22 protein-coding genes, 1 pseudogene and 1 riboswitch are annotated in these 24,694 nt (G+C 65.2%); of the genes and pseudogenes, 9 read left to right on the top strand and 14 right to left on the bottom strand.

What is annotated here, in order from left to right; translation table 11 throughout:
* Positions 1-17 precede the first annotated feature (17 nt).
* Entirely contained in the window at positions 18-776 is a 759-nt protein-coding gene (locus I71_RS01515; protein ID WP_375731160.1) for a response regulator, read from the bottom strand.
* A complete protein-coding gene (locus tag I71_RS01520) occupies positions 773-4,294 on the bottom strand; it encodes an ATP-binding protein (RefSeq protein WP_042689214.1) in 3,522 nt (1,173 codons plus the stop codon). Before I71_RS01520 ends, I71_RS01515 begins: the two co-directional genes overlap by 4 nt.
* Before the next feature lie 148 nt (positions 4,295-4,442).
* On the opposite strand from I71_RS01520, the gene I71_RS01525 reads away from it, so the two are divergent.
* Positions 4,443-4,817 (top strand): DUF1636 domain-containing protein, encoded by a 375-nt coding sequence (locus tag I71_RS01525; protein ID WP_042689217.1) that lies wholly within the window; start codon positions 4,443-4,445, stop codon positions 4,815-4,817.
* 27 nt (positions 4,818-4,844) lie between these two features.
* On the opposite strand, the gene I71_RS01530 is transcribed toward I71_RS01525, so the two are convergent.
* Both I71_RS01530 and I71_RS01535 read right to left on the bottom strand, forming a co-directional pair.
* Positions 4,845-5,321, bottom strand: coding sequence for a hypothetical protein (locus I71_RS01530; RefSeq protein WP_042689221.1), 477 nt, complete (start codon positions 5,319-5,321; stop codon positions 4,845-4,847).
* A 138-nt stretch (positions 5,322-5,459) separates the two neighbouring features.
* Positions 5,460-6,038, bottom strand: coding sequence for a TetR/AcrR family transcriptional regulator (locus I71_RS01535; RefSeq protein WP_042689224.1), 579 nt, complete (start codon positions 6,036-6,038; stop codon positions 5,460-5,462).
* A 311-nt stretch (positions 6,039-6,349) separates the two neighbouring features.
* Here I71_RS01535 and I71_RS01540 point away from each other — a divergent pair, with 311 nt between their 5' ends.
* Positions 6,350-6,610: a hypothetical protein gene (locus I71_RS01540; protein ID WP_042689228.1), complete on the top strand. Its 261-nt coding sequence runs from the start codon at positions 6,350-6,352 to the stop codon at positions 6,608-6,610.
* Positions 6,611-6,758: 148 nt separating this feature from the next.
* On the opposite strand, the gene I71_RS35485 is transcribed toward I71_RS01540, so the two are convergent.
* The 4 genes from I71_RS35485 to I71_RS01555 all read right to left on the bottom strand — a co-directional run bounded on the left by I71_RS35485 (position 6,759) and on the right by I71_RS01555 (position 10,228).
* Positions 6,759-7,400: a sulfotransferase family 2 domain-containing protein gene (locus tag I71_RS35485; RefSeq protein WP_211098352.1), complete on the bottom strand. Its 642-nt coding sequence runs from the start codon at positions 7,398-7,400 to the stop codon at positions 6,759-6,761.
* Positions 7,401-7,697: 297 nt separating this feature from the next.
* Positions 7,698-8,450, bottom strand: a complete 753-nt coding sequence (locus I71_RS37030; RefSeq protein ID WP_148294116.1) for a hypothetical protein — start codon at positions 8,448-8,450, stop codon at positions 7,698-7,700.
* 19 nt (positions 8,451-8,469) lie between these two features.
* Positions 8,470-9,120: a hemolysin family protein gene (locus tag I71_RS01550; RefSeq protein WP_244433554.1), complete on the bottom strand. Its 651-nt coding sequence runs from the start codon at positions 9,118-9,120 to the stop codon at positions 8,470-8,472.
* Positions 9,104-10,228 (bottom strand): ActS/PrrB/RegB family redox-sensitive histidine kinase, encoded by a 1,125-nt coding sequence (locus I71_RS01555; protein WP_244433555.1) that lies wholly within the window; start codon positions 10,226-10,228, stop codon positions 9,104-9,106. Before I71_RS01555 ends, I71_RS01550 begins: the two co-directional genes overlap by 17 nt.
* Before the next feature lie 63 nt (positions 10,229-10,291).
* Between I71_RS01555 and I71_RS01560 the strand changes: the two genes are divergently transcribed.
* From I71_RS01560 to tenA, 3 genes are read left to right on the top strand one after another with little or no spacing between them, the layout of a single operon-like run.
* Positions 10,292-11,128, top strand: a complete 837-nt coding sequence (locus tag I71_RS01560; protein ID WP_083896913.1) for an ABC transporter ATP-binding protein — start codon at positions 10,292-10,294, stop codon at positions 11,126-11,128.
* On the top strand, positions 11,115-11,954 hold the full coding sequence (locus tag I71_RS01565) for an ABC transporter permease (RefSeq protein WP_042689234.1): 840 nt from the start codon (positions 11,115-11,117) through the stop codon (positions 11,952-11,954). Before I71_RS01560 ends, I71_RS01565 begins: the two co-directional genes overlap by 14 nt.
* A 49-nt stretch (positions 11,955-12,003) precedes the next feature.
* Positions 12,004-12,690 (top strand): thiaminase II, encoded by a 687-nt coding sequence (tenA, locus tag I71_RS01570; protein ID WP_042689236.1) that lies wholly within the window; start codon positions 12,004-12,006, stop codon positions 12,688-12,690.
* A gap of 20 nt (positions 12,691-12,710) precedes the next feature.
* Here the strand turns inward: tenA and I71_RS01575 are convergent, their stop codons facing one another.
* Positions 12,711-13,919, bottom strand: coding sequence for a citrate synthase family protein (locus I71_RS01575; RefSeq protein WP_042689295.1), 1,209 nt, complete (start codon positions 13,917-13,919; stop codon positions 12,711-12,713).
* Positions 13,920-14,028: 109 nt separating this feature from the next.
* On the opposite strand from I71_RS01575, the gene I71_RS01580 reads away from it, so the two are divergent.
* On the top strand, positions 14,029-15,432 hold the full coding sequence (locus I71_RS01580) for a CoA transferase (RefSeq protein WP_083896914.1): 1,404 nt from the start codon (positions 14,029-14,031) through the stop codon (positions 15,430-15,432).
* Positions 15,433-15,497: 65 nt separating this feature from the next.
* Here I71_RS01580 and I71_RS01585 read toward each other — a convergent pair whose 3' ends face one another.
* From I71_RS01585 to I71_RS01595, 3 genes are all read right to left on the bottom strand, one after another.
* Positions 15,498-16,076 carry a manganese efflux pump MntP family protein gene (locus tag I71_RS01585; protein ID WP_042689240.1) on the bottom strand — a complete coding sequence of 193 codons (579 nt, stop codon included), beginning with the start codon at positions 16,074-16,076 and terminating at the stop codon, positions 15,498-15,500.
* Between the two features lie 83 nt (positions 16,077-16,159).
* Positions 16,160-16,283, bottom strand: a riboswitch (yybP-ykoY riboswitch).
* A 26-nt stretch (positions 16,284-16,309) separates the two neighbouring features.
* Positions 16,310-17,644 carry a guanine deaminase gene (gene guaD / locus I71_RS01590; protein WP_042689245.1) on the bottom strand — a complete coding sequence of 445 codons (1,335 nt, stop codon included), beginning with the start codon at positions 17,642-17,644 and terminating at the stop codon, positions 16,310-16,312.
* A gap of 35 nt (positions 17,645-17,679) precedes the next feature.
* Positions 17,680-18,867, bottom strand: a complete 1,188-nt coding sequence (locus I71_RS01595) for a urate hydroxylase PuuD (RefSeq protein WP_042689247.1) — start codon at positions 18,865-18,867, stop codon at positions 17,680-17,682.
* Between the two features lie 239 nt (positions 18,868-19,106).
* Here I71_RS01595 and I71_RS01600 point away from each other — a divergent pair, with 239 nt between their 5' ends.
* From I71_RS01600 to I71_RS01610, 3 genes are read left to right on the top strand one after another with little or no spacing between them, the layout of a single operon-like run.
* A complete protein-coding gene (locus I71_RS01600) occupies positions 19,107-20,564 on the top strand; it encodes a CHASE3 domain-containing protein (RefSeq protein ID WP_042689250.1) in 1,458 nt (485 codons plus the stop codon).
* Positions 20,554-21,003 carry a response regulator gene (locus I71_RS01605; protein ID WP_042689253.1) on the top strand — a complete coding sequence of 150 codons (450 nt, stop codon included), beginning with the start codon at positions 20,554-20,556 and terminating at the stop codon, positions 21,001-21,003. Before I71_RS01600 ends, I71_RS01605 begins: the two co-directional genes overlap by 11 nt.
* Complete coding sequence (locus I71_RS01610) at positions 21,000-22,040, top strand: response regulator (RefSeq protein ID WP_042689255.1); 1,041 nt, start codon at positions 21,000-21,002, stop codon at positions 22,038-22,040. Before I71_RS01605 ends, I71_RS01610 begins: the two co-directional genes overlap by 4 nt.
* 86 nt (positions 22,041-22,126) lie before the next feature.
* Here the strand turns inward: I71_RS01610 and I71_RS36775 are convergent.
* Together I71_RS36775 and I71_RS38095 are read right to left on the bottom strand one after the other, a co-directional pair.
* A pseudogene (locus I71_RS36775) lies at positions 22,127-22,624 on the bottom strand (transposase); the annotation flags it as partial.
* 103 nt (positions 22,625-22,727) lie between these two features.
* Positions 22,728-24,694 (bottom strand): tetratricopeptide repeat protein (locus tag I71_RS38095; RefSeq protein ID WP_199902082.1); only part of this gene is annotated, 1,967 nt, incomplete at its 5' end.

The following is a 24,694-nucleotide window of genomic DNA, read 5'->3' on the forward strand; positions in this document are numbered from 1 at the left end:
CTCCGCCTCGCGCGCCGTCAGGCCCAGGGCGTCGCGCAGAACCGCCTCCTGCCGGCCGGCGGTGGGCTCGCTGAGGCGGAACAGATATCGTCGGGGTTGGCCGGGCTGAGATAGCTGAACTCCAGACGCCGCATGCCCTCGCCGTCCGGCAGGTCCAGCGCGAAGGTTTCCGCCGCTCCGCCGGGGGACGCGGCCTGGCGCAGCCGGACCAGACCGGCGGCCAGGGAAGCCGTCAGGGCGGCGGAGGCCGCGTCGGGGCGCATGGCCTCGCAACCGGGAAGCAACCCTGCCAGCAGCCGCTCCGCCTGCGGGGTGCACCAGAGCAGCCGGCCTTCCCCGTTCGTCGCCAGCAGGAAGCGGCCGGTGGCGTCGAGCGCTGCGCGGGCGGCGTAGGCGACGCGGGCGTTGGTCAGATGGACGCGGATGCGGGCGATCAGCTCGTCCACCACGATGGGCTTGGTGACGTAATCGACACCGCCGGCCTCCAGCCCCTTCACCACATGCTCGGTGTCGCTGAGGCCCGTCATGAAGATGACGGGGATGTGCGACAGGTGGGGAATCTGCTTCAGCCGCCGGCAGGTCTCGAAGCCGTCCAGGCCGGGCATCACGGCATCCATCAGGATCAGGTCCGGCGTGATCTGCCCGACCAGCTCCAGCGCGCTTTCGCCGTCGACGGCGACCAGCACGGTCAGGTCGGCCTGTTCGATGGCCTCCGTCAGGAATCCCAGCGTGTCGGGGGTGTCGTCCACCACCAGGATCATGTCGCGGCGCTTCATCCCGTCACGGCCCCGTCTTCTGCGCTTGTCTCATCGATCCGCCCCCGGCCGGCATCCCGCTGCGCCGCCGCTTCGTCCACCGCACGCATATAGCCTTTCAGGTCGAAGGCGCGCACCAGCCTTCGCAGCCCTTCGACGAAAGACCGGGCGGCGGCATCCTCCGCCTCGATCTCGCGCAGCTTGGCTTCGATCCCGCGAATATAGCCGATCCGCCCAAGCTGGCGCAGGTCGTCGAGATGACGCAGCGCCGACTCTGGCGGGGTGGCATGCGGCGGGGCGGCGTGCGGCGGGGCGGCGTGCGGCGGGGCGGCGTGCGGCGGGGCGGCGTGTGGTTGACCGGCCGGCCTGGGAGCTTGATCGGCCGGCGCGGCGGCATCGACAAGCGGTTCCGCCGCTTTTTCCGCGGCGTGGATCCATTCCAGCCCGGTCAGCGCCTGCAGCCGGTCGAGCAGCGCATGGATTTCGATCGGCTTGGCGACGAAGGCATCGTGCGGCGCGCGGCCGTCGCCCGGTCCCTGCGCCTCGTAGGCATTGGCCGAGACCATGATGATGCGGATGCGGTCGGCGAACTGCCGGCGCAGCCCCTCCGCCACGTCCCAGCCGCTCTCGCCCGGCATGGAGATGTCGAGCATGGCGACGTCGGGCTTGCACTGCGCCGCCAGCTCCAGGCAGGTGGCGGCGTCGGATGCAGTGAACAGAACGAATCCCAACGGACGCAGGATGTCGGTCATCAGCGCCAGATGGTCGCGGTCGTCGTCGGCCAGCAGGATGGTGATCTGCGGCCCGGCATAGCCGGTGATGGCACGGCGCTCCACCTGCTCTCCCGGCCGGTGCATGGCCTCCGACAGCAGCAGGCGGACGGTGAAGACGCTGCCCTCCCCCGCCTTGCTGCGCAGCGCGAGGTCGCCGCCCATGATCCGGGTCAGCACCCGCGTGATGGTCAGGCCCAGGCCGGTGCCGGCCACCGCCCGCACCGCCGCGCCCCGCCCGCGCTCGAACGGTTCGAAGACGCGGTCGAGATCCTCCTCGCGGATGCCGATGCCGCTGTCGGCGATCTCGAACTCGGCGATCTGGCTGCGGTAGCGGACAGTCAGGGCGACATGCCCGGTCTCGGTGTATTTCACCGCGTTGGACAGCAGGTTGATCAGGATCTGGCGCAGGATCTTGCTGTCGGTGTGGACCCAAGCCGGCAGGTGGGGGACGCGGGCGTAGCGGAATTCCAGCCCTTTGGCGGCGGCCTGGATGCGGAACATGTCGGCCAGCTGATCGAGGAAGTCGATCAACTGCACCTTGTCGCGGCTGAGCCGGCGCAGGCCCGATTCGATCTTGGAGATGTCGAGCAACCCGTCGATCAGGTTCGACAGATGCTCGGCACTGCGGCGGATGACGCGGACGGCGTCCTGCGGGCGCTGGGTGCTGTTGCTTTCCAGAAGCTGGGCATAGCCGGAAATGGCGTTCAACGGCGCGCGGATTTCGTGGCTGACGCCGATGATGTAGCGGCTCTTGGCGGCGTTGGCGGCCTCCGCCACCTCCTTGGCCTTCTGGAGGGCGGCGTCGGTGCGTTCGTGGGCGGCGATCTCGTCCATCAGCATGGCGGTCTGGCGGGCGGTCTCCTCCTCCGCCTTGCGGCGGCTCTCATGGGCCAGCACCAGCAGCCAGGCGGCGACGCCGGACAGGATGAACAGGCAGACGAAGACGGTGAACAGCGCGGTGTGGATCGCCGCCCGCTCGGCCGTGTCGGCGTTGGCGTACTGGAAGTCGATGACCACCAGCACCCCGCCCAGCACCAGCGAGAACAGCGTCATCACCCCGATGAAATGGCCGGTGCGGGTGTGGACGCCGGCGGCCATCCGCCTGGGCAGCACCCGCTGCAGGCTGCGGGCGATCTGGTCGGCGAAGCGGCTGTCGGTCTTGCACAGGTCGTGGCAACGCGCCTCCAGCGTACAGCACAGCGAGCAGATCGGCGCGTCGTAGGCCGGGCAGAACGCCATGTCCGGACGCTCGAACCGGTTCTCGCAGATCGAACAGCGGATGGTCGCGCCATCGCCCGGCAGCCGGTCCGACTTGCGGGCGATGTAATAGCGGCCCTTCGTTTTCCAGGCGATCAGCGGGGCGGCGGCGAAGGCGACCACCAGACCGATGAAGGGGGCCAGCGCCTGGGCCACCGGCCCGAGCAGACCGAAGAAGGCGGTGGTGGAGCACAGCACCGACAGCCCCATGGCGCCGGTGCCCACGGGATTGATGTCGTAGAGGTGGGCGCGCTTGAACTCGATGCCCGGCGGGCTGAAGCCCAGCGGCTTGTTGACGGCCAGATCGGCGGCGACCGCCCCCAGCCAGCCCACCGCGACGTTGGCATAGAGGCCGAGGATGCTCTCGATCACGCCGAGGATGCCGATCTCCATCAGCAGCAGGGCCAGCAGCACGTTGAACACCAGCCAGACGACACGGCCGGGGTGGCTGCGGGTCAGACGGGAGAAGAAGTTCGACCAGGCGATGGAGCCGGCATAGGCATTGGTGACGTTGATCTTCATCTGGCAGACGACGACGAAGATCCCGGTCAGCGCCAGCGCCGCCAGGGGCGAGCCGAACACGTCGAGGAAGGCCATGTGATACATGCTGTTGGGCTGCAGCGCATCCTCGACCGGCAACCCGTGCTTGATGGCGAGGAAGGCCAGCAGCGATCCCGCGGCCAGCTTCAGGCTGCCGATCAGCACCCAGCCCGGCCCGCCGGCCAGCAGCGCCGTCCACCAGCGCAAGCGCCCGATGCGCGCCTGCGAGGGCAGGAACCGCAGATAGTCGACCTGCTCCCCGATCTGCGGCAGCAGTGACAGCAGCACCGAGGCGGCCATGCCGAAGGGCAGCAGCGACAGCCCGCCGTCGGGCGCGTAGACGCCCGGCAGCGAGGCCCATTGTGCCAGCGTTTCGCGGTCGAGCAGGAAGAAATAGGCCAGCGGCACGCATTGCAGCAGGATCCACACCGGCTGCGTCGCCCATTGCATGCGGCTGATGAAGCGGATGCCGTAGACGGCGATGGGGATCACCGCCAGCGAGCTGATGACATGGGCGACCGAGGCCGGGATGCCCAGCACCATGGTCAGACCGGCCGACATGATGCTCGCCTCGATGGAGAACAGGATGAAGGTGAAGGAGGCGTAGACCAGCGAGGTGATGGTGGATCCCAGATAGCCGAAACCGGCGCCGCGGGCCAGCAGGTCGATGTCCACCCCGGCCTTGGCCGCATGGTAGGTGATCGGCAGCCCGACCAGGATGCTGAGCAGCGCCACCGCCAGGATGGCGGCCATCGCGTTCTCGAAGCCGTAGGTCAGGGTGACGGCGGCGCCGATGGCCTCGCAGGCCAGGAAGGAGATGGCACCGAGCGCGGTGTTGGCCACACGCCACGCGCTCCAGCGCCGCGCCCGCTCCGCGGTGTAGCGGAGCGCGTAGTCCTCCAGCGTCTGATCGGCGGCGAGCTGGTTGTATTGCCGGCGTTCACGGACGATCCGTTGCCTCGCGCTCATCCCGTCCGCCGTCCCGCCCGTCGCTGGTGCCCGCGCGCATCGTCGGGAGTTTCGCGATGCTTGGCAAGCCGCAAGCGCGTTGACAAGCATCCGGACCGCCCTCTAGCTGTCGGGCCGTACAAACCGGAAAACCGCGGAAAGCCCAAGCATGACCGTCGAGCTCGTCGTCTGTGAGACCTGCCGCCGTCCGGAAGACTCCCCCGAGGCCGTCCGGCCGGGCGCGGAACTGGTGGCATTGATGGAACGGGCGTTGGCCGACACCCCCGATCTGGCCGCAGCGGTGCGTCTGCGGCCGATGCGCTGCCTGATGAGCTGCCGGCGTCCCTGCGCCGTCGCGGTGCGCTCCGCCGCCCGGATGAGCTATGTGCTGGGCGACTTCGCCCCGGACGAAACGACGGTGGAAACGCTGACCGCCTATCTGCGCGCCTATGCCGCCACCGAGGACGGCATCGTTCCTTTCAAGCAATGGCCCCAGGGCGTCAAAGGTCGTTTCATTTCCCGTCTGCCGCCGCTGGAGAATTGAACAGGCGCGCCCGCCGGCGCGGACGGTCTATTGCCGGCGCCGGGCCAGGTGGACGATCTGGACGACCAGGCCGACGACGAGGATGACCGCCAGCGCGCCCTGGGCGCCCAGCAGCAGCGGCGACTTCAGGTCGGTCACCAGGGGGTGGCCGTCCGGGACCCGGCGCAGGATTTCGCTGACCGTCGGCACCATCAGCAGGAAGGCGCTGACGCTGAGGCAGACGGTCTCGATGTATCGGGCCGCACGCCCCGCCGCCGGTACCCACCCGACGGCATATCCCGCAAGCAGCAGCAGGATCGTCACGACGCCGATGCCGTAGCTGACCGGCTGGTGAGCGACGAGAAAGACCGTCGAGGCACCGATCAGCATGGAGCCGAAATAGACGGCCCCCGGCAAGGAGCGTGGCACGATCCGGCCATGGCGGGCGAACATATGGACGGCCACTGGAATGGCCGGCAGGCTGCCGAGCGTATGAGCCCAGCCGATCGGAGAAATTCCGAACATCAGCGATTTCCTTTCAGGTTCAGAAGGACGGGCCGGCGAGAGGCCGCAGGGTAGGTCCGGATCCAAGGACAGACAAATCTACCTATCAATTGGTAGGCTGGATGGCCGAGCGTTTGCCCGGCGGGCAAGGCTCCGCGTTCAGGCGGCGATCCGCTCCAGCAGGGGGCGGGTTATGGCGCCGAAGGCCGTGGCATCGCCATAGGCACGGGCCGATAGCATCGCGCCATGCGTGGTGGCCATGAACATCTCGGCGTCCGCTCTGGCGGTTCCCGACAGGCGGAGGCGGCCCTGTGCGGCGCCGCGTTCGAGGACTCCCGTCAACCAATCGGCGAGCTGGCGGAAATGTGCCCGCACTTCCACCGCGACCTCTTCGGGCAGAACCGGGATTTCCCCCGCAAGCAGCGCACAGACGCAGAATGGGGCAGCCATATCGGCGAAACACCCCTCCCAATAGCCGAGATAGGCGCGGAGCTGGTCGAGCGGATCGGGGATGCTCTGCTCCAACCGGTCCAGTCCAGCCAAAGCCTCCTCCCGGTACTGTGCGACGAGCACGCGGACCAGATCCGATTTGCCGGGAAAATGATGATGTATGCTCGCCGTGCGGATGCCAACGACCTTGGAGATGTCAGCATAGCTGAAACTGTTGTAGCCGCCCCTGACGATGAGTGAGCGCGCACAGCGGAGAATGTCGTCGGCTCTGGTCGATTGCGTGTTCATGCCCCAAACCTACCAACCAGTAGGGAGGCTGTCAACATCGGGTTGGATGTCTTGCGTGCCATAGGCGGTGGCTTTGAAAACCCGCTCTCCCCGCCCCACACGCGGCCCGAACGTCGACGGAGCCGGTTTGAAAGCCCTCGTTTCCGAAAGGGCAATGTGATTTGCGCGTTGCACGTGGATCGGAGCGGTGCGGCCGCTTCGATGCCATCCCGATTTTCCGCAGGACCTGTTTGACAGACCCAGGCGACGCTCCAATAATTGTTGGTAAGGCAAACAGTTTTCGCCCTCTATAGGGCGGGGAGGAGCGCCCGATGAAGGTCGACCCGGAAGTCCTGACCTGTGCAACCGGTCTGTTGCAGATGGTCCGCGAGGCGGAGCGCGCCAACGGCTGGCAGGCTGGCGACCTGATGCGCACCACCCTGCGCCTGCTGGTGGTGGCCGGCGCCGATGGCCATGGCTGGAACGCGGACGACCTGACAGATGAGGTGCGCGATCTGGTCGAGGCGGTGCGCAAGACGAATGGCGGCGAGACCACGGCGTCCGCCGGCACCAGACCGGCAGCACTTCATTAGGTCGGATTGCATAAAGTCGGAATCTGTCGAAGCATGGCTCCAATCGTCAAATGGATGTCTGATGTTCTTTCATTTCATACCAAGCACACGATCAGATCCCGTTAAAACCAGAACAACAGCACCACATATTATAGCATGGCTATAATAATCAATGACCGAACTTTGACACAGCATATTCATATATTTTATAGTCTTCTGCATGAAATTTCTTTATTTCTTTGATGATATCATCACTCAAGTCGACTTTGTAATTCGACTCGGTCTTGTTGTGGTGCCCCAGAGACATACTGTTCCCGGAAACCTCAAGAACATCGAGGCATTTTCGAACGGAAACATCCAGGTTTTCAAAAATACCTATATATGAAAATTTATCGACACCGACGCCTTCCATAAATTGGCTATAAAAATTCCGCATCTCGTCACTCAACGCAAAATCAATGAGGCTCCAGTTCTCTGCCTTCATTTTTTTCCATACATAATGCTCTCCAAATATTGTGGTGCCCCAGAATTTATAATGGGATACGATCCGTTCAACTGGATCACGCAGAATCGTTACCAGTTTAAAGTCCCGATGGGGTTCAGCACCCAGATATTTTATAGGAAAGAAATGTCCATAGATTATTTCATGGTCGCTTGCCTCTGCTGGCGCCGTTTTACACCGATCGATCACCACAGCTCGATCGGGAGCTGGAATTCTGGCAAAAGACTCATAGTCGCATCTCAGGTTGACATGGGGGTTTCCCTCCAACATCATTCTGACACTCGTACCTGCACATTTGGGAGTGTGCATGAATAATTTCATCATTCGCCTTCCAGATCATGGCCAGGAAGCATCTGGCTATTTCAATTACTTGCAATTCAATCCCCATTACGATGCAGGAGGAATCACAAGACCATGTAGACTGGGATCTCCCGAGCACACTATACAATGGGAAGGTTAGCGGCGCGCAAGCAACGTAACATGAGCAAGGCCAGCGGTCATCGCACTTTTGCTTCCCGCGGCTCAATATTTGGTATTTCCGCGCACGGCAAACATGCGCGCGGCCGTGAATGGCGCCCTCGCGATCAAATCGCCATCAAATCCGACTCAAGAGATGATATCAAGAATATCCTGCGGCGAATTGATTTGAGACAAAGCGACAACCTGACATTTGTTTCCATAAACCTCTGTCGCAGCGCTCAAAATAACGTCAAAATCATTAAGATCGAATATCGCGTCATCAATCATCATGTACTTATATTTTTTTATGTCGTAAATAGCAAACACAACCCATTTTGCACGAAAGCACGTCTCATGCATTCGATTCACACGCTTGGTGAGAATGGAACTTGCATGAGTTATATTTCTCAAAACGTCATAGCTTCCACCGCTATTCTTAATATCTGAAAATTTATGCCAATTGAAGTGCGCAAGAACGAAACAATTTCGCAAGTCACAGGTGTAATATCCAAATGTACTGTCCAGAAACTGATTGATGTTCGGCGCATTCCTATCTCTGGCCAACTCGTCTATTTCTTCATAACTGGACGTTTGGAATTTAATACCGTTTCCAAATTCCTCATGCATGAAGTGTTCAAATTTCATGCAAACGGCATGTCCTTTTTCACTTCCGAATTGCGCCAGATCGACCCTATCGCTTCTCAACAACGATGCCACTGCGGCGGGTGGAAAAAAGCCGCTGTCGAAAGGCAGCGATTCCTGTGAGACATGGAATTTTTCGGAAAGCAGGAGCTTGGTGTGGCAGCGGAAGCCGGCGGGAATGAGCGCCAGCTGCCCACTTGCGATCAGCTCATGCAATTCCCTGCCGCTTGATCCTATCGACTCATCCATGGAGGTCATCCGCAAACAAATCCTGCCTTCAACCCTCCGAAACCTCCGGGTTCAGCTGGATCAGCACCTTGTCGATGCGGCGGCCATCCATGTCGACGACCTCGAAACGGATGCCGTTCCAGTGGAAATGCTCGGCCGCGGTCGGAACATGGCCGAAATGGTCGAGCAGGAAGCCGGCGATGGTATGGAAATCGCCCTCCCCCTTCATGTTCTTCACGCCGACCAGCGCTTCGACCTCCTCGACCGGGGTCATGCCATCGACCAGCCAGCTGCCATCCTCGCGCTGGACGGCGGCGGAATCGCCCTCCTGGGTGCTGTCGGGCAGTTCACCGGCAATGGCTTCGAGGATGTCTGTCATGGTGACCAGCCCCTCGACGCTGCCATACTCGTCGACAACCACAGCCATGTGGACGCTGGCCTGCTTGAACAGGTCGAGCAGGCGGAAGACCGGCGTGCCGTCATGGACGACCAGCGGCTGGACCATCGCCGCCCGCACATCGAAGGAAACCCCCTTCAGCGACTGGTTGAGCAGCGCCTTGGCCGCGACGATTCCCTGCACCTCGTCCACATCGCCGCGGCAGACCGGAAAGCGGGAATAGCCGCTTTCGCAGATCTCGCGGGCCACCGTTTCGGGGCTGTCGTCGATGTCCAGCCAGATCAGATCAGGGCGCGGGGTCATGATCGACCGAACCGTACGGTCGGACAGGTGCATCACCCCCTCGATCATCTGGCGTTCGGCCGGCTCGAAAACGCCGCTCTGGGTGCCTTCGGCGATCAGGGTCTTGACCTCCTCCTCCGTCACCGTCTGCTCGCGCGAGGTCGGCAGGCGCAGCAGCTTCAGGTTCCACGGCGAAATCGATGTGGCCGAGGCGATGGGGGGCTGCGGCGGCCTCGATCAGCGCGGTCAGCGGCAGCCGCTCGAACGGGTCGCCGCCATCGGCCTCGGGCTTGCGCGCCAGATCGGCCAGGATCTCGCGGCAGCGCATCACCTGGCTCTGCAGCAGCTCGACATCCTCGCCATAGGGGCTGTCGGGCGGCAGGTCGCGCGCCAGCTCCTTCGCCACCACGGCGATGGTGCCGAGCGGCGATCCAAGCTCGTGCGCGGCGGCGGCGGCGAGCGCGCCCAGCGCGCCCAGCCGCTGTTCGCGGGCGAGCGCCACCTGCGAGGCGGCGAGCGCGTCGGCGAAGCGCCGTGCCTCGGCGGCGACGCGGAAGACGTAGCCGGCGATGAAGATCGACGACACCGTCAGCGACAGCCAGACGCCGAAGGCATAGAGCGGCGCCATCGAGCGCACCGGCTCCTCCCACGGCAGCGGGAAGTGCCAGAGGGCGAGTGCGGTCAGGCAGATCAGGTTCAGCCCGGTCAGCAGCACCGTGCTGTAGCGCGACAGGATGGCCGCACCCACGGTCATCGGCGCCAGCAGCAGGATGGCGAAGGGGTTGCTCAACCCGCCGGTCAGATAGAGCAGCAGCGTCAGCTGCAGCATGTCGTAGCTGAGATAGAGCGCCGCGTCGCGGTCGGCCAGCCGCAGCCGGCCGCCGCGCTGGGCCATCGCCACCATGTTCAGCAGCGCCGACGCGCTGACGGCGGCCAGCACCGGCCCGAGCGGCAGCGGGAAGCCCAGCCCGAGATTGACGAAGGTCACCGCGGCCAGCTGCCCCAGCACCGCGACCCAGCGGATCAGGATCAGCGTGCGCAGCGTGATGCGGCCATCCGGCTGCGCCCATTGCGGCGGTGCCGCCGGGACCGCAACCGGTGCGGTCAGCGTGCTGGCCATCGTCACCATGACCGCGTCCTCCGCGATGGATGCCCCTGGCGGTCGCGGCGGTTGCCGCCATATTCTGTGTCCATGACCGAGCGCACCATGCCCCCCCGCCCTTCGACCGAATTATCGGTGGCCAGCCTGTCGCCCGCCATCCGGGCGGACGGGCTGACCAAGCGCTTCCCGACCCCCGACGGCCGGGACGTGACGGCGGTCGACGCCATCACCTTCGCCGTGCCGCGCGGCAGCGTCACCGGCCTTCTCGGCGGTAACGGCGCGGGCAAGACGACGACCATCTCGATGCTGCTGGGGCTTTTGCTGCCGACGGCCGGGACGGTGGAGATCCTGGGCGTCGACATGGCGCGCCATCGGCATGCCGTGCTTCCGCGCATGAACTTCTCCTCCCCCTACGTCGAGCTGCCCCATCGACTGACGGTGCGGGAGAACCTTACCGTCTATGCCCACCTCTACGGTTTGACATGCGTCAAAAAGCGCGTCCGAGAGCTGGCTGAGCAGCTTGACCTGTCGCGTTTTCTCGATCGCCCGTCCGGCGGGCTGTCGGCGGGACAGAAAACCCGGGTGGCGCTGGCCAAAGCGCTGCTGAACGATCCGGAGCTGCTGCTGCTGGACGAGCCGACGGCGTCGCTCGACCCCGACACCGCCGACTGGATCCGGACCTATCTTGAGCAGTACCGCCTGCGCACCGGCGCCACCATCCTGCTGGCGTCCCACAACATGCTGGAGGTCGAGCGGCTGTGTGACGGCGTGCTGATGATGCGCCAGGGCCGGATCGTCGACCGCGGCGCGCCGTCGGCCCTGCTCGCCCGCTACGGACGCCAGACGCTGGAGGAGGTGTTTCTCGACATCGCCCGCGCCGCCGACGACCGCATTCCGACCGGAGAGGCCGCCGATGCCGCCGAGTGAGGTCGCCATTCCACGCAACGGCTTCTCGCTGCGCCGGGTCGGCGCCATGGTGCTGCGCTACTGGTACCTGCTGCGCGGGTCCTGGCCGCGCATCCTGGAGCTGGCCTATTGGCCGACCATGCAGATGATCCTGTGGGGCTACATCAACCAGTTCATGGCCTCGACCAGCGGCGGCGGCAGCGGCTGGGTGGCGCAGGGAGCCGGCGTGCTGGTCAGCGCGGTTCTGCTGTGGGACGTGCTGTTCCGCGGCCAGCTCGGCGTCTCCATCTCCTTTCTGGAAGAGATGTGGTCGCGCAACCTCGGCCATCTGTTCGTCAGCCCCCTGCGGCCCGGCGAATGGGTGACAGCGCTGATGACCATGAGCCTGCTGCGCACCCTGATCGGCGTGCTGCCGGCGGCGGGGCTGGCGATCCCCTTCTTCGGCTATTCGGTCTTCGCGCTCGGCCTGCCGCTGGCCGCCTTCTTCGCCAACCTGATCGTGCTGGGCTGGTCGCTCGGGCTGCTGATCGTGGCGCTGATCCTGCGCTACGGCATGGGGGCGGAAGGGCTGGCCTGGATCGTCGTCTTCATGCTGGCCCCGGTCAGCGCCGTCTATTACCCGGTGTCGGTCCTGCCGGCCTGGCTCCAGCCGGTGTCGCTCGCCCTGCCGTCCGCCCATGTGTTCGAGGGCATGCGGGCGCTGGTGTTCGACGGCACCCTGCGCTGGGACCATCTGGCCTGGGCGGTCGGGCTGAATGTGCTTTACATGGCGGCCGGCATCGCCGTGTTCCTCGCCGCCTTCCATCAGGCGCGGGTGCGCGGTGCCTTGCTGCAAACGGGGGAATAACGGCTAGAATATGTGCCCCAACCCGTCAGCGACCCCGGAGAGCGCCACCATGCCCCCATCTATCGCCAGCCCCGACCTGTTCGAGCGGCTTGTCGCCGGGGCACGGCCGGACTGGTCGGCCTATGTCGACCATGCCTTCGTGCGCGGGATGGGCGACGGAACGCTGCCGCAGGCATGCTTCCGGCATTATCTGGTGCAGGACTACCTGTTCCTGATCCATTTCGCCCGCGCCTATGCGCTCGCCATCTACAAGGGCCGCGACCTGCGCGAGATGCGGGCCTCGCTGAACGGGCTGAAGGCGATCCTCGACGTGGAGATGGACCTGCATGTCGGCCTGTGCGCCGGCTGGGGCCTGCCCGCCGCCGAGCTGGAGCAGGCGGCGGAGTCCAAGGCGACGATGGCCTACACCCGCTATGTGCTGGAGACGGGCTTGCGCGGCGACCTGCTGGACCTGCATGTGGCACTCAGCCCCTGCATCGTCGGCTATGCCGAGATCGGCCGCCGGCTGGCGGCAGTGCCGGGTGCGCTCGACGATGCCAACCCCTACCGCGTCTGGATCGCCGAATATGCCGGCGCGGCCTATCAGGAGGTGGCATGGGCGGCGCGGGAAAATCTCGACCGGCTGGCCGCCGACGGCATGACCGAGGCGCGCTTCCCCCGGCTGCTGACCATCTTCCGGCAGGCCTGCCGGCTGGAGGCGGATTTCTGGGAGATGGGGATGACTCTGGAAGGATAACCGGCGGCAGGATAGTCGGCTCATCCGCTGGACTGGTCGGGTTGCACGCCTGTGTAGATGGCGCGGGGACGGATCAGATGGTCCGTGGCCCGCTGCTCCATCGCCTGGGCGATCCAGCCGGCGGCGCGGCCGAGGGCGAACAGCATGAAGGCTGCTCCCTCCGGCAAGCCGAGATGCCGCCGCATGACCACCAGGGCCATGTCGATCGACGGGGCCTGTCCGGTCAGGCCTTCGACGACACGCAGCAGTTCCGCCGCCTCCGGGAAATTCGGCAGCAGCCGGACCAGCAGCGCCTTGGCGCGGACATCGCCGTTGGGATAGAGCGGATGTCCGAAGCCCGGAATCCTCTCGCCCGCGGCCAGCCGCCGTTCGATCTGGGCGGCCACGGTCTCCCGGTCCGTCAGCCCCGCCCAGAAATGCTCGACCCGCGTCGTGGTCGAGCCATGCCGGTAACCGGACAAGGCACAGAGTCCGCCGACGACCGCCGCCCGCAGACTGGCACCGGTCGAGGCGATGCAGCGCGCCGTGAAGCTGGAGGCGTTCAACTCATGATCGGCACACAGCACCAGCGCCATGCGGAGGAGATCGGCCCCCGCCTCGTCCAGCCCCCATGCGGTCGCCAACTGGCGGTGGAGCGGTGCCGCGCTCGGCCGGCTGCGCAGGGCTGCGGCGAAGAGCAGGCGCAGCAGGTTGCCGCAATTCTCGAAGAAGCGCCCATCGGTCGGCCGCCAGGACGCCGTCGCCTCGTCGGCCGATGCCGCCAGCAGCAGGGCGGGCAAGGCCTCGGCCGGTGAACTCCCCGCGCAATGCGGCAGCAGGGCATCGTAGCCGGGCAGCGCGACCGGCGGTTCCGGCGGGAAGGCGGTTTCCACCGCGCAGGCCCAGAACAGCGCCGCCGTCTCCTCCAGCGTCGCCGTGGCGGCCACACGCACGGCGTCCTGCCCGCGGTAATAGAGCCGCCCGCGCCGGATCAGCGTGATCGCCGATTCCAGGACCGGTGCTCCCCAATCCAGGGTGGATTTGGCGACCTCCTTCGGCCGCCGGCCGCGTTTGCGCTCCGCCCCCAGCCGTTCGACCTCATCGCACAGATAGCGGCTTTGCCGCGGGTCCGCCGCGGGATGGGCCTGCAACAGGCCGCGGCTGACATAGGCGTAGAGAGTCTGGCGCGACACTCCCAGCCGTTTTGCCGCCTCTTCGGCCGACAGATAGACCGTCAACGCGCCCGTCATGGTGCCCACCCGTCACATTGATCGAAACAATCAAGATTGACGATATAACCGGCCCGCGATGAAGTGAAGCCAGAGCGGCCTGGAGCCCGCTCTTCCAATGGAGAAAATCATGGCACTGATGAACGGGGACTCCGGTTCCCCGCAACGCACGGCCCTTGCCGCGATCTGGCGGGCCGCGGGCGGCGACAGCCGGCTTCTTGCTTCGGTCGGGCTTCATGGCGAAGGGAACCTTCCCTCCGTCTTCGCGGTCAGTGCGCTGTCCACCGCGGCAATGGCCGCGGCCGGTCTGGCGGTCGCCGAATTCAAGGAGGCGGCCTTCGGCCAAAGCCCGTCCGTGACGGTCGACCACCGTCTGGCCTCCCTGTGGTTCGGCACCTCCGTGACGCCGCTGGGCTGGAGCCTGCCACCCGTCTGGGATCCGATCGCCGGCGACTACGAGGCAAAGGATGGCTGGATCCGTCTTCACACCAACGCCGCGCATCATCGCGACGCGGCCCTTCGCTGTCTCGGCGCACCGCCTGACCGTGACGCGGTGGCCGCCGCTGTCCGCCGCTGGAGCGCCGACGGGCTGGAAAGCGCAATTGTCGGCGAAGGCGGGTGCGCGGCGGCGATGCGCGATCTCGCATCCTGGCGCAGCCACCCGCAAGGACAGGCGGTCGCCCGGGAGCCACTGCTGTGGTTCGAGGCCCAGGAGCCGGCCGACGCCGACCAGACCCCTGTCCGGCCCCCTGCCCTGCCGGAGCGGCCTTTGGCCGGCGTGAAGGTGCTGGACCTGACCCGCGTCCTCGCCGGACCGACCGCCACGCGGTTCCTCGCCGGTTTCGGTGCCGAGGTGCTGCGGATCGATCCGCCCTGGTGGGACGAGCCTCCCCTTCTGCCCGAGATGACGCTCGGCAAGCGCCGCACCCGACTCGACCTGCGCGACCCCGGCCAGCGGGACCGCTTCACGGAGCTGCTGTCCCAGGCCGACCTTCTGGTGCATGGCTATCGTGCCGACGCCCTCGACCGGATGGGGCTCGACCCTGCGGCCCGGCAGCGCATCCGCCCCGGCCTGGTCGACGTGTCGCTGGATGCCTATGGCTGGACAGGCCCCTGGCGGAACCGGCGGGGCTTCGACAGTCTGGTGCAGATGAGCGGCGGGATCGCCGCCGAAGGGATGCGCCGCCATGGTGGCGACCGGCCCGGGCCCTTGCCCGTCCAGGCCCTCGACCATGCCGCCGGCTATCTGCTCGCCACCGCCGCCATGCGAGGGCTGACCCTACGGCTGTCGGACGGGCGGGGATCCTGCTGGCGCACCTCCCTGGCCCGGGTCGCGACGCTGCTCACCGAACTGCCGTCCTTTGACGGCGGCCCGCCCCTGGCGACCGCCGCCACGGCGGATTTCAAGAGCGATCCGGAAGAGACGGCCTGGGGACCGGCCCTGCGCTTGAAGCCGGCCGTGACGGTCGAAGGATCGCCGATCCGCTGGGAGCGGCAGGCCGGACCGCTCGGCACGGACGAGGCACGCTGGTAAGCCGGCACCATGGCGGGAGCCTTGGCGCCTGTTCCGGCACCTCTCCCGCCGACCGGTGCAGCGCCTTACCCCATCGTGTGCTCAAGCAGGATCTTGGCGCCCAGCCCGATCAGCACCACGCCGCCGGCCATCTCGGCCCAGCGCCCGAGATGGTTGCCGGCGGCCTTGCCGATCAGCACGCCGCCGAAGGCCACCGCGAAGGTCACCACGCCGATCAGCGCCGAGGTCGTCACCATGTCCACATCGACCAGCGCCAGCCCCGCCCCCACAGCGGCGGCGTCGATGCTGGTGGCGACGGCGGTGGTCAGCAGGGCCAGCCATTCGGCGCGCACGCTGCGCACCGGGCCGCAATCCTCCTCACCCTCGTCCTCGCCATCCAGGATGGCGTTGCGCAGCATCGCACCGCCGACCGCCAGCAGCAGACCGAAGGCGATCCAGTGATCGACCGATTCGACGAGGCTGGCGAAGGCGATGCCGACGCCCCAGCCGACCAGCGGCATGGCGAACTGGCAGACGCCGAAGGCGGCGCCCACGCGCATCGCTTCCGGCAGGCCGGCTCGGCGCGAGCAGGCGCCGCGGCCGAGAGCGGCGGCGAAGCTGTCCATCGAAAGGCTGAAGGCGAGCGCAAGGGACGTGGCGATCATGGCTATTCCCGGGCCAGACAACACAGTGGAACCGGACGGACTCCGGCTGGCCGCGGAGATGCCCGATCCACTGGTCTCGCCGGGTCGACCCTCTGGTCGCCGTGCGCGCCATGGCGGTAACGGCCGGAGGCCGGAACCATCCAAGTCTGTTGACGCGAACCCCGCCGGATCGGTGCCGGCAGGTGGCTACTCCCCAATGACGGCGGAACTCCTACAGAAACTGGGGGCTTGGGTCAAGCGCCGCTTTGCCGCAGATGCGAATTGCGGCCGCGCAGATAGGTGGCGGCCACCGAGCGGTCGTCGCCCAGCGTCACCTGAATGAACAGCTCCTCCTCCAGGTCGCCGTCCACCGTCTTCATGCGATGTCGCATAGCCGGCGTCGCCACCGGGTCGAGCACGACGAGGTCGGCCCAGCGCCCGGGCTCCAGGCTGCCGATCTCGCCAGCCATCCCCAGCGCCTCGGCATTGCCGCGGGTCATCCAGTGCAGGGCGGCGAGCGCCGGCAGGTTCTGGCGCCGCAGCTGCAGCACCTTATAGGCCTCCGCCGCCGTGCGCAGCATGGAATAGCTGGTGCCGCCGCCGACATCGGTGGCGATGGCGGTGCGGACCGGCCGCTCCGGCTTCGACAGGGCATCGAGGTCGAACAGGCCGCTGCCGATGAACAGGTTGCTGGTCGGACAGAAGACGGCGACCGACCCGCTTTCCGACAGCCGGGCCATCTCGACTTCCGACAGATGGATGCAATGGCCGAACAGCGAGGTCGGCCCCAGCAGGCCGAAGCGGTCATAGACGTCGGTGTAGTCGCGGGCGCCGGGGAACAGGCGGCCCACTTCGGCGATCTCGTCGGTGTTCTCCGACAGATGGGTCTGCATGTGGACGCCGGGATGCTCGCGCAGCAGCGCGCCGGCCGCCTCCAGCTGTGCCTCGGTCGAGGTGATGGCGAAGCGCGGCGTCACCGCATAGCGCTGCCGCCCCGTTCCGTGCCAGCGGGCGATCAGCGCCTTGCCGTCGCGATAGCTGCTGTCGGCCGTGTCGGTCAGGGCGGCGGGGGCATGGCGGTCCATCATCACCTTGCCGGCGATCAGCCCGGCGCCGCGGGCCTCGGCCTCGGCGAACAGGGCATCGACCGACTGCGGGTGGACCGAGCCGTAGACGACCGCCGTGGTCGTGCCGTTGCGCAGCAGCTCGTCCATGAAGAAGGCGGCATTGGCGGCGGCATGGGCCGGGTCGGCGAAGCGCTGCTCCTCGATGAAGGTGTATGTCTCCAGCCAGTCGAGCAGTTGGGCGCCGTAGGAGGCGATGACCTGGGTCTGCGGGAAATGGATGTGGGTGTCGATGAAGCCGGGCAACACCAGCTTGCCGCTGTGGTCGTCGACCGCCACCCCCTCCGGCAGCCGGCCGCGCAGCTTGGCCCAATCCCCGGCCTCCAGAATCCGGCCGTCGTCCCCGACCAGCAGCAGCCCGTCCTCATGATAGGACAGGCAGTCGAGATCCCCCGGCCCGGCGGGCGCGCGACGGAAGCTGAGCAGGCGCCCACGGATGGCGGAAGCGATGGGTTGGTCGGGCATGGGGTTCCGGTTCGATAGGGTGCTGCGAGGGAGGGTTACTTAATGTCCCCGGACCACGCCGCCAACACCGCGCGTTCCTGCGGGGTGATGCCGGTGATGTTGGCGGGGGGCATGGCGCTGCTGTAGCCGGCTTGCAGGCGGATCTGGTCGGCATGGCGGCGGATCCCGTCCCCCTCCAGCACGACGCCGCGCGGCGGAGCGGCGATGCCTTCCCACACCGGTTGGGCGGCGTGGCACATGCTGCAGCGGGTGGCGACGATCTCCTCCACCTGATTGAAGCCGACCTTCACCGGTGCCACGGCCGCCGTATCGGCCGTCGCCGGCCCCATGGTGCTGAGCCAGACGCAGCCCAGCATGCCGGCGGCGGCCACGCCCCAGGTCCACCAGGGGGTCGGCTTGCCGGCATGGCGGCTGTTGAAGAAATGGCGGATCGCCGTGCCGACCACCAGGACCAGCGCCACCATCACCCAGTTGTAGCGGGTGGAGCTGACCAGCGGGTAATGGTTGGACAGCATCAGGAAGACGACCGGCAGGGTCAGGTAATTGTTGTGCAGCGACCGCTGCTTCGCCTTCTTGCCCAGCGACGGGTCGGGCGTCTCGCCGCGCAGCATGGCGGCCACCGTTTTGCGCTGGTTGGGGATGATCAGCATGAAGACGTTGCAGGCCATCATGGTCGCCATCAGCGCACCGACCTGCAGCATGGCGCCGCGCCCGCTGAAGATCTTCGTCATCGCCCAGGCGGTCGCCACCAGCATGACGAAGCCGGCGACGGCGAGCGCGCCATCGTTGCGGCCCAGCGGCGACTTGCACATCAGGTCGTAGGCGACCCAGCCCGCCACCAGCGCCCCGACGCTGATCGCCACCGCCTGCCAGTGACCGAGCGCCAGCACGTCCTGGTCGATCAGGAACAGGTCGGCACCGCGATAGTACAGCACGCACATCAGGAAGAAGCCGCTGAGCCAGGTCGCGTAGGATTCCCACTTGAACCAGGTCAGCTCTTCCGGCAGCTGCGGCGGGGCGACCATGTATTTGGTCATGTGGTAGAAGCCACCGCCGTGGATCTGCCAGGCATCGCCCGCCGTCCCGGCCGGCGCGCCCGCGCGGCGGCGCAGCGAGGCGTCGAGATGGATGAAGTAGAAGGACGATCCGATCCAGGCGATGGCGGTGATGACGTGCAGCCACCGCGCCAGGGCGTTGATCCACTCCCACAGGATGGGCTCCATCGCGCGCACGCTCCTTCCGGTCAGGTCGATGGCTTGACTGTAAGGCGAGTGTGCGGGTGCGGAAAACCACTCGTCCATCCCAACAGCTTCAAAAAATGACGAAAGATCGGCAGTGGCTCGAAGACGCCGCCGATTGCCAACCCTCCCGCGAATTGGTAGAGGGTCTTACTCTTCCTCGCTCCGGCCGGCCACCCGCGATGCATCGATCCAGCAGCAAAGTCACCCGCCGGACCCTTCTGATGCTGCTCGCCGCCGCGGTCGCACTGCTGGCGATCATCGTGATGTCCGGGTGGCTGGCGGACAGCACGCAGCAATATTCCCGTTCCGTCAGCCGGATCAGCGCCTTGAGGGTCGCCGCCGGCACGCTGCTCAGCCAGTTGCAGGACGCCGAGATCGGGCAACGCGGTTACCTGCTCACCGAGGACCGTCAGTATCTCAAGCCCTACGAGACGGCGGTCGCGGCGGTCGACGCCACCATCGCCCGGCTGCGCGACCTTGCCGATGAGGACGACGGCGAGCTGCGCATCGTCGACCGTCTCGTCGGCCTCGCCGCCGCCAAGCGGGAGGAGCTGGCCGAGACCATCGCCCTGATGGAGGCCGGACGCCATGACGACTCCCTGGCCATCGTGCGCACCGGCCGCGGCATGAGGCTGATGGACGACGCCCGTCAGGCGCTCGCCGACCTGATCACCCCCGCCGACGCCCAGCTCGACACGCAGCTCCGTGCCCTGACCGGACAGGCGCGGATATCCGGTTGGGTGGCGAACCTGGGCGGCCTGTTCATCCTGCTGGTGGTCGGCGGCGCCGTGTGGATCGCGGTCCGCTACACGCGGGACCTCATGCAGGCGCAACGCGCGATCCAGGCCCTCAACGACTCTCTGGAACAGCGCGTGTCGGAGCGCACGATGGAGCTGCAGCGGGCCAACGCCGAGATCCAGCGCTTCGCCTACATCGTCAGCCACGACCTGCGGGCGCCGCTGGTCAACGTGATGGGCTTCACCAGCGAATTCGAGGTGGGGCTGGCAAGCGTTGCCGCTCACCTGGACCGGCAGCCGGCGGGGGCCGACGACGCCAAGGCGGCGGAGGCGCGGCGGGCGGTGAGCGAGGACATGCCGGAAGCCATCGGCTTCATCCGGACCTCGACGACCAAGATGGACCGCCTGATCAACGCCATCCTCGCCCTGTCGCGCCAGGGCAGCCGGACGCTGAACCCCGAACCCGTCTCCATGCAGACCCTCGTGGAAAACGCGGTCGCCAGCTTCCGCCATCGGGCCGGCGAGCTGCGCTGCGCCATCGACATCGCCGGCCCCCTGCCGTCGCTCGTCTCCGACCGGCTCGCCCTGGAACAGGTGTTCGGGAACCTGCTCGACAACGCGATCAAGTATCTCGACCCGGCCCGGCCCGGCCGGATCGCCATCCGCGGCCGGGCCGAGCCGGACCGGCTGGTCTTCGAGATCGCGGACAACGGACGCGGAATCGCAGCGCAGGATCACGAGCGCATCTTCGAGCTGTTCCGCCGCTCCGGCGTGCAGGACCGCCCCGGCGAAGGGATCGGTCTTGCCTATGTCCGGACGCTCGTCCGCCGCCTGCAGGGCGAGGTCACCGTCGATTCGGTTCCTGGACAGGGCAGCGTCTTTCGCATAAGCCTTCCTGAAACCCTTGCCCTGCCCTCGGAGAAACCCGCTCATGATGCGTGACGCCCAGACGGTGAGCATCGTCATGATCGAGGACGACGAGGGGCATGCCCGGCTGATCGAGAAGAACATCCGCCGGGCCGGCGTGACCAACGAGATCGTGCCCTTCACCGATGGCACCAGCGCGCTGGCCTATCTGTTCGGACCGGACGGAACCGGGCAGGCCAGCACGGGCCGGGCGCTTCTGATCCTGCTGGACCTGAACCTGCCGGACATGACCGGCGTCGACATCCTGTCGAAGCTCAAGGCCAACCCCTACACCAGGCGTTTCCCCGTCGTGGTGCTGACCACCACCGACGACCGGCAGGAAATCCAGCGCTGCTACGACATCGGCGCCAGCGTCTACATCACCAAGCCGGTGAATTACGAAAGTTTCGCCACCGCGATCCGGCAGCTGGGGCTGTTCTTCTCCGTCATCCAGATACCCGAGGCGGAGGCATGACCGCCCCGGCCGTCCGCATCCTCTACATCGACGACGACGTTGTCCTGGCGCGGCTGGTGCAACGGAAGCTCGAACGGCGCGGCTACGCGGTCGAGTGGGCGAAAGACGGCCGGGAGGGGGTGGAGCGGCTGGAACAGGGTGGCATCACCGTGGTCTGTCTCGATCACGAGATGCCGGGAGCGACCGGGCTGGACATCCTGCCGGCCCTGCTCTCCGGGAAGAACGCGCCGCCGGTCGTCTATGTCACCGGCGCCGGCGACACGCGGGTGGCCGTCGCGGCGCTGAAGGCCGGGGCGGACGATTACGTCCCCAAGGAAGCCGGCGAAGGGTTCTTCGATCTGCTGGTCGCGGCCATCGGGCAGGCGCTGGAGAAATCCCAGCTGCGCCACGAACGCGAACGGGCGGAGCAGGAGGTGCGCGCCGCGCGCGACCGGGCGGAACTGCTGTTGACCGAGGTCAACCATCGCGTCGCCAACAGCCTGGCCCTGGTGGCGGCCTTCGTGCGGATGCAGAAGTCGGGACTGTCCGATTCGATGGCGCTGGCCGCCCTGGACGAAACCCAGGCGCGGATCACCGCGATCGCCGGCATCCACCGCAGCCTCTACACATCCGGCGACGTGCGGTCCGTTCGCTTCGACGCCTATCTGGAAACACTGCTCGCCGAAATGCACACCGCGATGGCATCCCGGCACCCGGACAGCTTCATCGTCGTCGCCGATGCGGTTTCGGTGCCGACCGACAAGGCGGTGTCCCTGGCGGTGATCGTGACCGAACTGGTCACGAACGCCTGCAAATACGCCTATCCGGACGGCGGGACCGGCAGCATCCGGGTCCGGGCGACGGCCGCTGATGGACAATTGTCGGTGAGCGTCGAGGATGACGGGATCGGCTTTTCCGGTGACGACACTCCCCGTGGAACCGGTCTCGGCACCCGCATCGTCCAGGCGATGGCGACCAGCCTGGGGGCGCTTCTGCACCATGACCGGCAGCATGCCGGCACCCGGGTGACGCTGACGATGCCGCTCCAGCCGCTCTGACCCTGCTCCTGCCTCCCGTGCCGCCGATTGTTCCTGTCAGGGGCCGGGCAGGACAGTGGCGGCCATTCCTCCAAAGCCCATGGACAGGACGCCCCTGCCCGTCCCCGGCCGCGGGCGATGGTGTGCAGAACGGCCTCGTCGGACTGGAACACCCACTGCCGGTGGGTCACGCCGTTGACCCGTGTCGTGGTCTCGTCCGAAGCGATGACGGGAGCCGTCAGGAGCTTGGCCTTGATCGCCGTGCAGGCGGTGTCGAACGCCAGACCCATGCGGCGGAAGGCATTGGCGATGGCATCTTCGGAGATGCCCAGCCCGAACATTTCCTTCAGCAGACGCGCCAGCCGTTCGAAACCGACATGATGGCTGTGATGCAGGTAGGCCAGCAGCAAGCGGAACCCCGGGCCGAAGGGCGTTCCCGGCGGCAGGGCGTTGGGCGGCTCGGCCCGATAGCGCCGGCAGCGCTGCGCCTCCGGTGACAATGCGGTTTGGCAATGCGGACAACAATCAGCCAGGCAGCGCTCGGTGCGATCGGGATCGGGATCGGGATCGGGATCGGGCGCCAGCGGCCGCGCGACACCGGATCGTCAAGCACCCACAATGCCCACAGCACCTCGACAACAGCCAAGCCTCTGCCAACCCCGTGAGTAATCACCGATCAAGGCGCAACGATTACCCTGATGGACGTTGTCAAACTTCTTCGATTTGAGGAAGAAAATCCATATCTTCTGGGTTTTCCTCATTTTTCACAAAATCCATGGAAGATGTCGCGTCACATTCATGAGAGATAAGGTTCTTCCTGATATCTATTTCGGTAAGGATTTCTTTTACGATCTTGTCAGATGCAATCACTGCCGGATCATCGGCCTGGACACCTTGTGGTGCAAAATCCACTCTCTTCTCGAACAGCCAGCGTGCCGCAATTCCCTGAACCGAACCCCAACGAACGATGACTTCGTTGTTGCAAATGTAATGAGTATCGGAGCGCTCCGGACGGGAAAGTTCAAAATAGTTTGCCTCTCTTGCATCAGAAATAATGACGCAATCATTGAGATCACTTTCATTCTTGACAATATGATTCATAAAGTCGCTATCAATCGTCAAAAAGAACGAGCCATCATACCGAGCCAGGACATCTGAAGAAATAAGATACGGGGTGTGATGGAAACCATGGGCTATAAGCCCACCATTACGCAAGGGCCAGAAAATAATAGAAGCAGAGGATCGGTCCATTTCAGTAGCGTAAAAATTCTTCACAGAAACGTGATGAAGATGTTGCAGTCCAAGTTCTAGCAAAGTCGAAGGATTGAGGCTGAGTGGGGAGGCTACATTGTCTGGCTTCCAATTCAATGCCCTGCGGAATCCGGTGAGTTCGAGCATGATGCCCCCCACCATCACGATTCCCTTTCCGCTTGCCCGATAGCGATCAAGCGTCTCCAGATAGTTCTCAGAAAAAACAATATCGGGGGCGAGGAAAATAAAATGGCTCTTGTCTCTCTGAGATATTGTCAGGGCTGCAACATGCAGCGCACTCATCAACTTGTATTTATCTGGAAAAGATGTGAGGAATGATGGAAACCCAATAATCTTGCACTGCGAGTAACGGCGCAATTCTGCCAGAATTGGCATTTCTTCAAGACGCCTGACTTCACTCTCCGGCGTAAAGAAAAGAATACGGACGGACCCCGCAAGTGAAAGATACGGCAAATTTCCAGAAGCAAGAAGGCACGGCAGAGTAATCTGCTCCATTACCTCATGAAAAGATTCCCCCCATACCACGAACGCAATGAGGTAACTGGGGCGCGTGCCGCCGCCCAATGGTGGTACAAACCGATCGGGGTCTTCGCGGAATTTTACAATCCACAAAAGCAATTGATCATAGTAAATATTACCATGATAAAGCAATTTGGCTTGTTTGTAGGCATCAGCTACTAGAATATTATTCACGGAATCGTATTCGCCGAGCGCTGCGTGCGCTTCCGCCAAAGTGTGAAGCATTGCAACGTTTCCCGGTAAAGACCGATCCGCGGCATATGCAGAGCGAAGGACATCCCGATAAAGCCGGGTATCGCCTCGCGCGACAATCTCCAATGCCTTTATCTTTTTTCTATTGACGAGGCAATTTATCTCGTCGACCAAAGTTGTGGCCATATCGAAGGCCGCCAGGGAGGCCGGGTACTCTTGCAAGGCTTGAAAGGCATTCCCTAGGTAAGCCCAGGCGATTGGAGACGTCGGGTCACGCCGAATCCACTCTGCCGCCAAATTTATAGTGAGTTCGTAATTGCCTTTTCCCAAAGCAATCTCGGTCAGCAGATTTAATGACTTTCTGCGCAACAGGCGCAGCATCCCACGCGGCATCCGCACGAGTGCAAGAAGGCAGAAGTCGATCCATTTTTGAGGTCGGGGCCTGACTGCAAGTCGAGGCAAACGTGATTCGAATTGCAAAGCGGTTTGCTCAAGAACGAAGTGACGCAGGAGCTCACGTCGCGCAACACGCTGATCTTCGCCAAATGTCATCACCGGCTTACCAGTATCGCTGGAAAATACGACCAGCGTTTCCTCGGCTCCGGAACTGACGAGCGTCCCATCCGGGCGGGGCGCCAAGCCGGTGACATGCTGCCGATGAAGCGTCAGAATTTGGAGCGCGGCGCCACTCC

This window comes from Azospirillum sp. B506, from assembly GCF_000333595.1.
Taxonomy (GTDB): domain Bacteria; phylum Pseudomonadota; class Alphaproteobacteria; order Azospirillales; family Azospirillaceae; genus Azospirillum.